General features: G+C 44.5%; 7 protein-coding genes and 1 pseudogene. 4 read left to right on the top strand and 4 right to left on the bottom strand.

Features of this window, described 5'->3' with window-relative positions:
• Positions 1-35 precede the first annotated feature (35 nt).
• A complete protein-coding gene (locus G337_RS0106970) occupies positions 36-902 on the bottom strand; it encodes a MurR/RpiR family transcriptional regulator (RefSeq protein ID WP_028863253.1) in 867 nt (288 codons plus the stop codon).
• Positions 903-1149: 247 nt separating this feature from the next.
• Here G337_RS0106970 and G337_RS0106965 point away from each other — a divergent pair, with 247 nt between their 5' ends.
• The 4 genes and pseudogenes from G337_RS0106965 to G337_RS0106950 all read left to right on the top strand — a co-directional run.
• A complete protein-coding gene (locus G337_RS0106965) occupies positions 1150-2358 on the top strand; it encodes an amino acid deaminase (protein WP_245597638.1) in 1209 nt (402 codons plus the stop codon).
• Between the two features lie 105 nt (positions 2359-2463).
• Positions 2464-4887 carry a beta-N-acetylhexosaminidase gene (locus tag G337_RS0106960; protein WP_051303036.1) on the top strand — a complete coding sequence of 808 codons (2424 nt, stop codon included), beginning with the start codon at positions 2464-2466 and terminating at the stop codon, positions 4885-4887.
• Positions 4888-5003: 116 nt separating this feature from the next.
• Positions 5004-5720, top strand: a complete 717-nt coding sequence (locus G337_RS0106955) for an oligogalacturonate-specific porin KdgM family protein (protein WP_037027179.1) — start codon at positions 5004-5006, stop codon at positions 5718-5720.
• Positions 5721-5949: 229 nt separating this feature from the next.
• Positions 5950-6210 (top strand): annotated as a pseudogene (locus G337_RS0106950) (IS1182-like element ISLpn13 family transposase); the annotation flags it as partial.
• A 542-nt stretch (positions 6211-6752) separates the two neighbouring features.
• On the opposite strand, the gene G337_RS0106945 reads toward G337_RS0106950, so the two are convergent.
• The 3 genes from G337_RS0106945 to G337_RS0106935 form a co-directional block, all read right to left on the bottom strand.
• Positions 6753-9047, bottom strand: coding sequence for a GH92 family glycosyl hydrolase (locus tag G337_RS0106945; RefSeq protein WP_028863248.1), 2295 nt, complete (start codon positions 9045-9047; stop codon positions 6753-6755).
• Between the two features lie 68 nt (positions 9048-9115).
• A complete protein-coding gene (locus G337_RS0106940; protein WP_028863247.1) occupies positions 9116-11512 on the bottom strand; it encodes a GH92 family glycosyl hydrolase in 2397 nt (798 codons plus the stop codon).
• A gap of 135 nt (positions 11513-11647) precedes the next feature.
• Positions 11648-13951 (bottom strand): GH92 family glycosyl hydrolase, encoded by a 2304-nt coding sequence (locus tag G337_RS0106935; protein WP_028863246.1) that lies wholly within the window; start codon positions 13949-13951, stop codon positions 11648-11650.
• Between the last annotated feature and the right edge of the window lie 91 nt (positions 13952-14042).

The raw sequence follows: 14042 nt of genomic DNA, 5'->3' as shown, positions 1-14042 counted from the left end.
CACTTGTTAAATAGAATCACAAACCACATTTAAAGTTAATCACCTAATGGTTGGCGATCAACACCTCCACGGTGCTTTTCTAGACTCTGTTTTAGTCTTCTTAACTTTTCACGTGACTTGCGTTTATGTTTAATTGCCAGTTCCGTAGCTAATATATCAATTGCAGCCATCATCACGTAACGCGATGCACTAGGTTTGAAAATATAATCCGTCTCTTTAGGTTCCATCGGCAGTAATACATCTGCTATTTCTGCTAAAGGTGTGTCAGCTTTTGTGATCGCGATAATATTAGAATGAAACTGCTGGGCAATTTCAGCCGACTCCAATACATCGGGGGAATAACCTCCCATTGATAAACAAATAAGCGCATCATTACTGTCGATAGTTGATGCGGCCATACGCATCAGCATTGGGTCGCTATACGCTGTTGCGGCATAACCTAAGCGGAATAACCGATACTGCATCTCTTGCGCTAATACCGTTGAACCGCCACCTACACCAAAAATAAAAATCTGCCTGGCATTGCTAAGTTTTTCAGTTGCCTGGTCAACTAACTGCTGCGTAATCAATTGACTGTTATGCTCTAAAGCCGATTTAATGGAATCATAAATTCCCGAGATCCCCGTAGGCTCAACATTCACATCGGTGATAAAGCGCTCACCCACTGCAATTGACTGTGCAATACGAAACTTTAAGTCGCGTACGTTTTTGCAGTGGATTGCTTTAGCAAAACGAGTAATACTTGCTTCACTTACCTGCGCTGATTGCGCCAGTTCACTAATGCTTGCATTTGCTGCAAAATTTAAATCTGCAAGCACAACCTGGGCAACTTTTTTCTCTGCATCGCGAAGCTGGCCAAAACTCTCACCGATAACTGCAACAATATCTATTTCGTAGCTCATCATCACTTCCTCTAAATTTCGTAAGTTAAATTAATATAATGATAACAAAAAAACCGTGAGCAAAAGCACGTTTTAAATCAAAGTGTTTGAAACTATCACACAACAGTAAAGCTATGTGATTCAAATCTACATTATGATTTAGGACTGTAGATCTTAGGCCTCTAGCAGGGCATTATCCATTTCAAGATAACTTGTTTTAATTAATGGCGGGTGGAATATGTCTGTTACTAAGTATCAAGATAGTAGTTTGACGAAAGGAATTGCAAGCGAAACAGCTGAGCAATGGAATTTGCTTCAAGAAGATCTTAGCTTACCGTTAGCTGTGATCTATCGTTCTCGTATTGAAAACAACCTCAAATGGATGCAGGCATTTGCTGACTCATATCAGGTTAAATTAGCTCCGCATGGTAAAACTACCATGGCCCCGGATCTTTTTTTACAACAAAAAGAGGCTGGTGCATGGGCGGTTACGCTTGCCACCGTGCCGCAGGTCGCGGCGGCTTACCAACATGGTTTAAAACGTATCATTATGGCTAATCAGTTAGTGGGCAAACAAAACATGCGTCTAGTTTCTGAGCTGATATTAACAGGTGACTTGGAGTTTTATTGTTTAGTGGACTCTGTTGAAAATGTACAACAGTTAGCACGCTTTTTTGCTCAAACAGGGTTAACACTGAATCTTTTAATTGAGATTAGTGTACCTGGCGGCCGTTGTGGTTGTCGTAATGAAGCACAAATTGATCAACTAGCAGCAGAAATTGCTTTGCATCCTTGTTTAAAGCTGACTGGAATTGAAGTTTATGAAGGGGTTATCCATGGTGAGAATGCAGAGCAGCTGATCCGTGAATTTTTAGCTGATGTTATCCAGGCCTGTAATCGTTTATTAACCCGAAAAGCATTTGACAGCGAACAGATTATTTTAACGGGTGCCGGCAGTGCCTGGTACGATGTGGTGTCTGATACCTTCGCGAATACAAAATTAGATAAAGCGATTATTCCAGTGATCCGTCCAGGTTGTTACCTGATCCATGATACAGGTATCTATCAAGATGCACAAAAAAGCGTCTTACAACGTAATCAACGCGCTTGTGATCTCAGTGGTGACTTGCAGTCGGCACTCGAGGTTTGGACCTATGTGCAATCTATTCCTGAGCCGGGTTTTGCAGTGATTGCTATGGGTAAACGTGATGTCGCTTTTGATGCGGGTCTACCGACTGCCGAACTGCATTACAGACCGGGGAAAACAGCTGCAAAGCCGGCATCTGAAGATTGGCTGGTAACACAAATCATGGACCAGCATGCCTTTCTCACTTTCCCCGATGATGACGATATTAAGGTAGGCGATATGATTGCCTTCTCCACCTCCCATCCCTGCTTAACCTTTGATAAATGGAAAAATATCGCAGTCGTTGATGATCAATATAACGTCACAGATATTTTTAAAACCTGCTTTTAAGTCATTTGTTAAGAGCAATTTGCGTGATGGTCACTCTTTGAGCGGCTTGCTAGGGACGGCACTTTCTTCTTCTAAAATAAGAATAACTAACTTATAGGTAACTAAATGAAAATTAAACCTTTAGCTCTACTCACACTGGGTATCTCTGGATTTGCTTCTTTATCTGCAACTGCAGCGGCGCCAAATACTGATTTAAATCTAATGCCTTATCCGCAGGAAGTGACATTAAAGCAGGGAACGCTAAAGATTGATGCAGATTTTTCAATTGCATTAACAGGTTTTCAATCTGACCGTTTACAAGATGCCGCGCAAAGGCTTGCGCAGCGTGTTGAATTACAGACGGGTCTGTTTTTAAAAAAACCAATCACTAACAACACTCAGCAAGCCACGGTGTTAATTGAAGTTAAACAGGGCCCAGCTGCAGCTAATCCACAGGTAGTAGAAGATGAATCATATTCATTAGTAGCAGCTGATAAGCAGATTAAATTAACTGCAAACACACCTTATGGTGCGCTGCACGGCATCGAAACATTACTACAGTTATTAGTGAATACGCCGCAAGGTGCACAAATCCCAGCATTAAAAATCGATGATCAGCCGCGTTTTAAATGGCGTGGAGTGTTATTAGATACAGCAAGACATTGGGTTGAAGTTGATACCATTAAACGTCAGCTAGATGGTTTAGCCTCTGCAAAACTCAATGTATTTCACTGGCATTTGACCGATGATCAAGCTTGGCGTGTACAGGTGAAAGGTTATCCAAAACTAACAGATGTGGCGTCAGATGGGCAGTTTTATACTCAGCAGCAGATTAAAGAGGTCGTTGCTTATGCTACTAACTTAGGCATTCGTGTGATCCCTGAAATTGATGTTCCAGGTCATGCTTCTGCCATTGCGGTTGCCTACCCTGAGCTGATGGCAGCCCCAGGGCCTTATCAGGAGGAGATTGAGTGGGGCGTACATAAACCACTGCTAGATCCAACTAAAAAAGAGGTTTATCAATTTGTTGATACCATAGTTGCAGAGATGACTGCCCTGTTCCCCGATGAATATTTCCATATCGGTGGAGATGAAGTTGATCCGTCGCAATGGAATGAAAGTAAACATATTAAAGCCTTTATGAAAGAGAAAGGTTTTGCAGATGACAAAGTACTACATGCCTATTTCAATCAGGAAGTGGAAAAAATTCTTGAGAAACATCAGCGTAAAATGATCGGCTGGGATGAGGTTTATCATCCGGATCTGCCAAAGAGCATAGTGATTCAGTCATGGCAAGGGCAAGATGCCTTAGGTGATGCAGTTAAAGATGGTTTTAGCGGTATTTTATCAACGGGTTTTTATGTTGACCAGCCCATGGATACCAGCTTCCATTACCGCAATGAGATTTTACCACAGCCATTACTGGTTGATGATCAATTACATGCAGGCGAAACCTTTGTAACCTGGTCATTTAAAATGCCAAGAAAACGAGGCAGCGATGTACAAGGCAGCTTTACTTTGATCACTAATGCTAAAGGTGAACAGCGTGGTTTTATCGACTTCAAAGGAAAAGCGCGCCGCGGTGCACAGGATATTAAAGTTGAAAAAGGGATCACTAGCTTCTGGTTAGATACTTGGATGGGTTATACCAGCCCTCGTTTTGAAATCAAGGGTAACAAAATAACGGGTTATACAGTAACGGGTAATGGTCAGTATCCAATGACAGGGGAGAAAATTGCAGCATCAAGTATGCCTGGTACAAACATTCCTGAAAACCGTAAACCAAATGCCGTAGGTGCTGAGCAAGCGAATCGTATTTTAGGCGGCGAAATCACCCTGTGGGCAGAAAACCTGAAAGATGACTTGGTAGATTTACGTTTATGGCCGCGCTCTTATGCGATTGCTGAACGTTTATGGTCAGATGTGAATTTAACTGATGAAGCCAGTATGTACCAAAGATTACAAGCAATGGATAGTTGGTCGACTGTTTCTGTAGGTTTACAACATCAAGCACAGCAGTATAAGGGTCTGCTAAGACTGTCTAATGGTCAAGACGTGCGTCCGCTGCAGGTTTTAGCACAAGCGGTTGAGCAAGCTCAGTATTACCACCGTCACCATGAAAAATCAGCAGCAGGTAATTATCATAAGTTTGAGCCGTTAAACCGTTTTGCAGATGCACTGCCAGTTGAAAGTACTGAAGCAAGAAAGCTAAATGAACTAGTGGATCTTTATCTGCAGGACAGTAGTAATAATAAGGTTAAAGCTCAGATTCAAAAAATGCTTACTTTATGGCTGGAAAATACCCCGGCAGTCACTGAACTGGTTAATAACAACTACCTGCTTGCTGAAGCAGCGCCAGTAGTTAAATCAACAGAGCAAGTAGCAAAACTTGGTTTAGAGCTGATTGATTATATTGAAGCAGGTAAAGACTACCCAAGCAAGAAAGTAAAAGCGGCACAAAAAACGATCTTTACTGCACAGCAGTTCCAAGATGAGTTAGTGGTGCGTGCTGCTTACCCTGTTGAAAAGCTATTAAATCATATCCGTTAATCGCTATAGCAAGTCTGTTTTAAACAATCTATCTCAGGTGGGTAATTGGATTACCCACCTCATTAACATAAGGAAAACCATAGGGTTAAGTGTGTTTTATTTAAATTGAGACCAAAATGAAAAATAAAATTATTGCAGGTGTTGTTTTCTCCGTACTCAGCTCTACAGCACAAGCCGCATACCTCGATCTACGTCATGAATACCGTGATCCTTCTGACCGCCATCGTACTCGTTTAATACTTGGTAACCATTTTGACAATGGTTATGGTATTGAAATGTTAACCAATGTTTTTCACGGTAGTTATGGTGACTCATTTGGTGAAAACTTACGTATATCTAATACTGAAATTACTAACTATTATACCTACGCCGTTAATAAGAATTTTACGTTAAATCCAGGTTTAACCATGAATTTTCTAAGCAGTAATACCTTTATGATGCCTTATCTGAAGTTAAATTATAATTTTGATAATGGTTTGTTTGTGCATGGTCGTTATCGTTATGACTTTTCAAATGCACCGATGCAAAATGACTTTGGTGAAGATGAAACGGTCCGTCGTAATCGTTACGATGTCTGGACTGGTTATAATACAGACGATTATCAAGTTTCTTATGCTTACACCTATTTTGATCAAATAACCGCCCACAGTGGCGAGCTTGCTAATGGTGAATTAACAGGCCGCGAGCATACATTTAAACTTGTATATAAATGGAAGCCTGATGTACGCCCATATCTGCAGCTGGTTGATGCAGATAAAAATATCTATATACCGGGAGATAATGCAGGCGAAACAGAGTGGCGTTATCAGATAGGTTTGAATCTCGCTTTTTAAAAAAGTACATAAAGGAGACTATTTAGTCTCCTTTTTCAATTTTAATAATTAGAGATAATTTAAATTGATCTACAAACAGATCTAAGCAGGCTCACAGTTCTTCAAGTAAAGCATAGGTATTTTCAGCATTACAGGTTATCTCTACAGCCTGCTATCAGCAATCTGCAGCTGCCTCCGATGAAGTAAAAACAGAGTGCAGCCCGTTAATACAGGCAGCCTCTGCTTAATAATGCGGCACGGACGAAAATCAAGCTCCCGAACCATAAATGGATTTAAGCAGCATATTGCCGTTGATTTAGATAGTCGGTTAATTCTTGCACCTTGTGTTCGTCCGGCTAATGAACCTGAGCATAAAGCCAGTCAGCGGCTAAAACCTAAAGTATTAAGCTATGGCTCTGTCAATGAACTCAGCATAGATCGAGGCTATTTAGCCGCAGCCTGGACCAATGGATTATACCAGCAGGGAAAAAGTGTTGTTGCCAAACCTTGGACCGCCCCCGCGGTGGCTGAAAGGCCCAAGAGCCCGGTATATTGGGTTAAGGTTAAATGAATTCGACTTAAACCGAACAGCAATGATCACTAATTTACATATTTCATTAAATTTAGCTGCTTAGTTTTTAAACTCTATAGTGCTCTAGTACCTAAACACAATGAAGATGATCGCTTGAATTTACTTGAGGTTCGGTAACTGTTCTGTAGGAATCTCCCAATACAGCTACGGGCTTGATGGTGAAGAGATAAGAGACTTCTCTGCTGAATTCCAAATTGGCTATAAAGTCGATCAAGACAACGTCATTGTATTCACCGGTGACAGTGATAATAACGCCTGGATAACCTATCGAACCCGTTTTTAATATCTTCATGGACTGCCGTGCTTGCTTCCCCTTGTAACAAGTCCGGCACTTGCCACGGACGGCCCCTGTTTGTGCAATGCTCTGAGTGGGATTAAGACGATAAACTGCCGCATCAACCAGAAAGCAAAGCTATGCGTTCCCACGCAGAGCATGGGAACGAGATAAACTAAGAGAAACGTTACTTAACTCCCCCCTCTGCTGTCCACGAAGGCGGAAAAGCTTCCGGCGTTGATGCCCAGCTTTGGTTCGGTGTATCTCCCATTACAAATGACAGTGTGCCGCCCTGAGTTATCTCGTCATGGCTGATCCATGAACGATCCAGGCTGATATCATTGAGAGAAACTGACTGAATATAAATATTCTGCTCGGAAATATTTTCTGCTGTGATGGTAAAGGTATTACCGTTCGGCTGATTCAGCTCCACTTTCGGGAAAATCGGGCTGCCGATAATATATCGCTGATCCGCAGGGTTTACCGGGTAGAAACCCATTGCGCTGAACACGTACCAGCTGGACATCTGCCCGTAATCATCATTACCGCAGATACCTTCCGGCTGATCCGTATAACAGACATCGACAATTTCTTTCAGCCATTTCTGAGTTTTCCAGGGCTGACCGACGTAGTTAAACAGATAAGGCGCATGATGATCCGGCTCATTGCCCTGTACGTACTGTCCGACCATACCGGTGCTGAAGATAGGCAGCTCCTGCTCAGGATCCGGCGTAGTTTCAAAGAGATCATCTAAACGCTGTATATAAGCTTCCTGCCCCAGTTTATCAATCACCCCGGCCGTATCATGCTGTACATGCCAGAAATACTGCCAGCCGTTACTTTCGGCAAAACCGGCTTCATAACGTTCCGGATCAAAGTCGGCAATAAACTGACCGTTTTCCAGTCTCGGTACAAACCAGCCGCGGCTGTCATCATACTGGTTTTCCCAGTTTTTAGCCTGTTTGCTGAAGTGCTCATAACCTGCCTGATCACCCAGTGATTTTGCCATCTGCGCAATGCCCCAGTCATCATAGGAGTATTCCATCGCTCTTGAAGCAGCCCAGCCGTCACCGCCCTCTTCCTCAGAATAAGGTACATAACCATTTTCTCGATAAAGAACTATCTCTTCGCGCGGAGAGTCAGCAGAATCCTTCATCGCCTGCAGCGCCAGCTGCGGATCAAATCCGTCAATTCCTTTTAACCAGGCATCAACAATAACCGGTACTGAATGATAACCGAGCATCATATTGGTTTCATTGCCTTTGAACGACCACACTGGAAGCAGTCCGGTTTCCTGATAATGTGCCAGCATGGAGTTCACCATATCACTAACCCGCTCAGGCTCCAGCAGCGTCTGCAGCGGATGAGTGGCACGGTAAGTGTCCCATAATGAGAAGGTATCGTAACGGTCAAATCCCTGCGCCTGCTGAACCTGATGATCCGCGCCTTTATAACGTCCGTCGACATCGGAATGCAGTGTCGGACCTAAATAGGAGTGATAAACAGCGGTATAGAAGATACGTTTTTTTGTTTCATCATCACTGCTGACACGCACTTTCTGCAGTTCATCCTGCCATGCCTGACTGGCGGCTGTTCTGGTCTGATCAAAATCCCAGCCCGGAAGCTCATGCTCAAGGTTTTTATAAGCCCCCTCAATATCCGCCGACGATAACGCCACTTTCACCAGAACCTCAGTTTCCGCTTCACTGCTGTCGAAACTGAAATAGCCGCGCGTATGTGAGCTTTGTACTTCAGAGCCGTTCTCTATCTGGTCATTAAGATCATCTCTCAATTCAAATCCGGTCATCGGCTTGGAAAATTTAATTACAAAATGTTCGCGCTGATCGGCAGCCCAGCCGGTGGAATAGCGGTAGCCTTCTATTGTTGTTTCATCCACCACCCGGATCACAGTATCCGTTGGTGAATCCCAATTCAGGGCATAACCCAGGTTAAGCACCACTTTAGAGTCTGTATCCTGAGGGAAGGTATAACGGTGAAAACCAACGCGGCTGGTTGTGGTCAACTCGGCTTCAATGCCGTAATCATCAAGCAGTACACTGTAGAAACCAGCTTGTGCCTGCTCATTATCATGGCTGAAATAGGAAGCTTCCTGATCACCACGTTTCTGATCCGAGCGGCTGTTAAAGGGCATAAGCAGAATATCATTGAGATCCCCCGCTCCTGTACCGGAAAGCTGAGTATGACTGAAACCGACCAGACGGTCGTCATGATAACTGTAGCCGCTGATATAATCCCAGCCGCCGCTGCCGTTATTCGGACTCAGCTGCACCATGCCGTGGGGAACCGTCGCTCCCGGGTAAGTATTCGCCAGTCCGCCGGTACCGATCAGCGGATCAACATACTGCACCAGATCCAGGCTCGGCTCAGGCACGCTAGTATCTGTCGATTCATCATCGCAGCCGGCCAGCGCAAAAGATAAAGCAACTGCAACAGCTGTTGCAGTCAGTGAACGTTTAAACATAAGAACTCCAGTTTTTTCAGTTAGGCGGCACTCTGACAGCACTACAGCGTCAGAGTGCAGCAGTGTTGTTAAAGTGCCGGTTTACTGCTGCTCATAACAAAGCGCAGCTGCCCTCCGGGATAAATTTCGTTATGATTAAAGGTGTTATTAGCATCGAGTTTTTTACCATTGATGGTTACCGATTCCACATAGATATTATCCGGGCTGTTATTCTCCGCCGTAATGGTAAAAGTACCTCCGTCAATGGTCACTTCCATCACATCAAACAGCGGACGGCCTATGGTATAAACCGGCTCCGCAGGTGATATCTGATAGAAACCCATGGCGCTCATGATGTACCAGGCTGACATCTGTCCGACATCTTCATTACCGATTAATCCCTCTGGTGTAGGCAGGTAGAAGTTATCCATGACCTGATCCAGATATTCCTGGGTTTTCCAGGGCTCACTGGTATAGTTGTAAAGATAGATAACATGATGATCCGGCTCATTACCATGTACGTACTGACCGATATAACCGGTCATATCTCCCTGACTGGTATCGGCATCGGAATCCGCATTAAACAGCGCATTCAGGTTAGCCAGGAAGCTCTGTTCACCACCCATCACCTCTTTCAGGCCGTTTATATCGTGCGGTGCAAACCAGGTCCACTGCCAGGTATTACCTTCGGTGAAGTTCTCGCCGCGGTGTTCGGCTTTATAGGGCCAGAAGTAGTCATTCGGCTCCCCTTCACAGTCATCTCCTTCACAGGAAGACATATTATTCACCCAGGAGCCGTCCAGATTTTTCGGGCGCATAAAACCAGTTGAACTATACTGGCCGTATTCAGCCGGGTTGTAGTCAAAGTAGTTTTTAAAGGCTTTTGAACGTTCCAGATAACGGGCTTCCTGCACTGTGTCCCCCGCAAGGCGGGCAATCTGCGCAATACACCAGTCGTAGTAGGCATTTTCTAAACCATAAGAAACCGACTCATTGACTATGGTATCGTAGACATCTGCCGGGTTATCTTTAATATCCGCGGGTACATAACCGAGCTCTTCCTGGTACTCACCGTGACGGGTCATTACTATCCAGCGTTTATCGCCGTTCCAGGAGTCCTGGTAAGGGATCCAGTCATCAGTAATGCTCATATCAAAGTTGGCGCTTACCTCAGCGGCCTGCATGGCTAATTCAAAGTCCTGCTGGCTAAAAGCATCCGGATATTTAATCATGGTATCGGCAATCACTGAAACCGCAGGGTAACCCACCATTTCACCAGTGTAATCGGAATGCAGCTCCCACTTAGGCAGCACACCGCCGGTTTTATATTTATTAAGCAGGTCATGCACATATTCCACTGAACGCTGCTTATCGAGAATTGTTTTCAGCGGATGAGCCGCCCGGAAGGTATCCCACATCGAATAAACCGAGTAGTTAGTGAAACCTTCAGCCGCCTGATAAGCCTTACCGTCCATGCCGCGATACTGACCGTCACTGTCCTGATAAACAAAAGGTGCAAAGTAAGTATGATAAAGTGACGTATAAAACATGGTTTTCTCAGCATCAGTACCACCTTTCAGCTGGAATTTTTCCAGTACCTCGCCCCAGGCTTTAGACGCCTGTTCACGTACCAGATCAAATTCAAAAGCACTGCTTTCCGCAGCCATATTGTTCTGCGCGCCTTCAATACTGAGCGGTGAAATTGAGATTTTCATCTGCAGCTGCGGATCATCCGCGGCGGCAAAGTTAAAATGGGCAATCACATCGCGGCTGCTGTTAATTTCTGTCTCAGTGGTTTGTACTCCTTCATTTAAAATCAGATAGGAATCAAAGGGCTGTGAGAATTCAGCATAAAAATAGACGGTCTGGTACTGCGCCCATTCATTACTTACCCGCATGCCTGCTACGGCATTATCACCGATTATTTTAAAGGTGATTTCACGAGTATGGTTACCCCACTCTCCCAGCAGCTCATGACCTACATCCAGTTTGACTTTTTTCTCCTGATTTTCCGGAAAGGTATAACGATGGAAAGCAACCCGTTTTGTTGCGGTCAGTTCAGTGGTTATCTGGGTCTCTTTTAAAAATGCCGAATAATAGCCGGGTACAGAAATTTCGGAGGTTTTATCTATGCTTGCCGTACCTGAGTTAAAACCGCTATAGGGCATAAAGGCGAAATCATTCATATCCCCTTTACCCGCTCCGGAAATATGGGTATTACTGAAACCTGTAATACGGTCATTGGAGTAGTGGTAATCCGTCGGTGTGCCGTCCTCTTTGGCACCATCCGGGCTCGGCTGGATCATTCCTTCCGGCACAACGGCCCCGGGAATAACATTACCCAGGCCGTCAGTACCGATAAAAGGGTCAACATACTGCAGTAACTGCGATGTTTGATCAGAGGGGCTTTCCTGCGCCTGGTCATCACAGCCGAACAGGCCGATCGACAAAACAGCGGAGCTGATGATTAATGAACGTTTAAACATATTATCTCCATAAATCTTAAATAATCGTAAAATTCAGATACAGTTAAGCCGCCTCTCTATTAGAGAAGAATTAAAAAACGGCAGGGAACTGTGTAGAAAAAGGTAAGGGATAATCAGTCCCTTACCTTGTCGGTTTTATATTGCTGGTTTCTCGGCGGTCATTACAAAATGCAGTTCACCACCGGCATAAATTTCACTGTGTTTGAAGGTATTAAACTGATCCAGAGGTTTACCGTTAATGGTCACTTCCTTCACATAGAGGTTATTCGGACCATTATTTTCAGCAGTCACTTTAAACTCACCGTCAGGCAGGTTAATAATGACTTCATCAAATATTGGACGGCCGATAGTGTAAGTCGGGTCTCCAGGCGTGATCTGATAGAAACCCATAGCGCTCATAATGTACCAGGCGGACATCTGACCAACATCCTCGTTACCAATCAGACCGTCGGGGCCATTGTGGTAAAAGTCCTTATAAACTTGATCTAGATATTCCTGAGTTTTCCAGGTTTCATTGGTACGGTTGTATAAATAGATCACATGGTGAGAAGGTTCATTGCCATGTACATACTGACCGATATAACCTGTCATATCCTGCAGATCACCTTCATTAGACTCTGCAGTAAACAACTCGTCTAATTTCTGATTCAAACCGTTTGTGCCGCCCATTAATTCGGTTAAACGATCCAGATCCTGCATCAGTGTCCACTGCCACTGCCATGCATTACCTTCCGTAAACCAGTAGTGATCCACCTTGTACGGGTCAAACTCGGCAATCTTGTCACCGTTCTCGTCAACGGGAACAAAGTACTTCTCTTCCGGATCCCAGTGATTCTGCGACCAGGTGCTGCGATCCATATATTTATCATAAGCGGCGGTATTACCGGCAGCCAAAGCAATCTGCGCAATAGTCCAGTCGTAATAAGACATCTCCAGCGCATAGGAAACCGAGTTCCAGTTTGGTACCTGGATGTACTTATATGCTTCGTAATAGCTGTACTGTCCCGGCATCAATGACGCCAAAGTTTCATCAGGGATCTGCGGGAAATCTTCCGGATGATAGGTTGAGCTTTCAACGGCACCCAGCAGTGCTGTATTCGGATCCACATCCATACCTTTAACAATAGCATCGGCAATAATCGCCACCGACGGGTAACCTATCATGGTGCCCGTGTAGCTTGAATGAGCTTCCCATTTAGGAAGAATACCGGCTTCCTGCTGTTTGCGGATCAGATCATTTGCAAAGTCCTGCGCACGCTGCGGATAGATAATAGTCTGCAGCGGATGCACGGCGCGGAAGGTATCCCACATCGAATAAATTGAGTAGTTAGTTAATCCGCTGCCTTCGCGAATATTGCCTAATAAGTCACGATAGCGGCCGTCCACATCTTCAAACACAATCGGTGCAATCTGGCTGTGATAAAAGCCGCTGTAAAAATTGGTTTTCTCGACATCCGTGCCGCCTTTTACTTCAATCACCGACAGCTCTTTGCTCCAGGCAGCTTCAGCATCCGTCTTCACCTTGTCAAAACCAAAATCAGGCACTTCAGCAGCCAGATTAGCCTCTGCTCCCTGCCAGTCTACCGGCGACAGACCAACACGGATTTCAACCGCCTCGCTGCTTTCTGATCCGAAATCTAAATAAGCGGCAATATCAATATCACTCTGTACTTCACCATAAACTAGCGGACGCTGTTCGTCGTCCTGATTACGTGTAAAGGCCTCAGCAATCGGTGCGGAGAATTTAGCATAGAAATATATCTTATGATTTTTAACCCAGGAGCCGCTTTTTCTGTAACCGCGTACGGTATAAGCATCAACCACTTCAATCTCATTAACAATGCTCTCGCCGCCGTTGGCTTTCAAAGTATGGCCGATATCCAGTTTGACTTTTCTGTCACTGCCTTCCGGGAAGCTGTATTTATGATAACCAACACGTGTTGATGTGGTTAACTGCGCCTCAATCTGCGAATCATTTAACACCACTTTGTAATAACCGGCCGAGGCCTGCTCGGAGTCTTTATCAAAGGTATTCTGCTCGGCATTTTCTTCACTTGTATAAGGCAGAACTAATATGTCGCCTAAATCGGTGACGCCGGTACCGCTAAGATGGGTATGGCTGAAACCGTAAACGGGAATATCTTTATCGATAATGATGCCTTTCTTATAATCACTGGCATCATGGTAACCACTGGCAGAGTCCCAGCCCTCTAAGGTTGTATCCGGGCTCAGCTGCACCATGCCCTGAGGAACAACCGCGCCGGGGAAAGTATGACCGGAAGCCGCGGTACCGATAAACGGATCCACATAATCAAGCACATTTGTATCAACGACTCCGCCGTCACCGCCGCCGCCTTCTTCGCTGCTTGAATCAGAATTACATCCTGATATGCCCAGAGCCATTGCTATAGCCAGCGGAACAAACCTTTTCTTAAACATAATATCTCCTTGGATAATTACTTTTTATAAATAATGAATATGCAGGGATTATGTGAAAAATAAAAAGGCACGGATATAGAATTAATTACGC

The sequence above is a fragment of the Psychromonas aquimarina ATCC BAA-1526 genome (assembly GCF_000428725.1).
GTDB classification, from domain to species: Bacteria; Pseudomonadota; Gammaproteobacteria; order Enterobacterales; family Psychromonadaceae; genus Psychromonas; species Psychromonas aquimarina.
This window is presented reverse-complemented; position numbering and strand designations above follow the sequence as displayed.

Coding starts and splice junctions, on each gene's coding strand:
- G337_RS0106960 (WP_051303036.1), top strand. CDS start 2,464: ATGAAAATTAAACCTTTAGCTCTACTCACACTGGGTATCTCTGGATTT.
- G337_RS0106945 (WP_028863248.1), bottom strand. CDS start 9,047: ATGTTTAAACGTTCACTGACTGCAACAGCTGTTGCAGTTGCTTTATCT.
- G337_RS0106935 (WP_028863246.1), bottom strand. CDS start 13,951: ATGTTTAAGAAAAGGTTTGTTCCGCTGGCTATAGCAATGGCTCTGGGC.
- G337_RS0106955 (WP_037027179.1), top strand. CDS start 5,004: ATGAAAAATAAAATTATTGCAGGTGTTGTTTTCTCCGTACTCAGCTCT.
- G337_RS0106940 (WP_028863247.1), bottom strand. CDS start 11,512: ATGTTTAAACGTTCATTAATCATCAGCTCCGCTGTTTTGTCGATCGGC.
- G337_RS0106970 (WP_028863253.1), bottom strand. CDS start 902: ATGAGCTACGAAATAGATATTGTTGCAGTTATCGGTGAGAGTTTTGGC.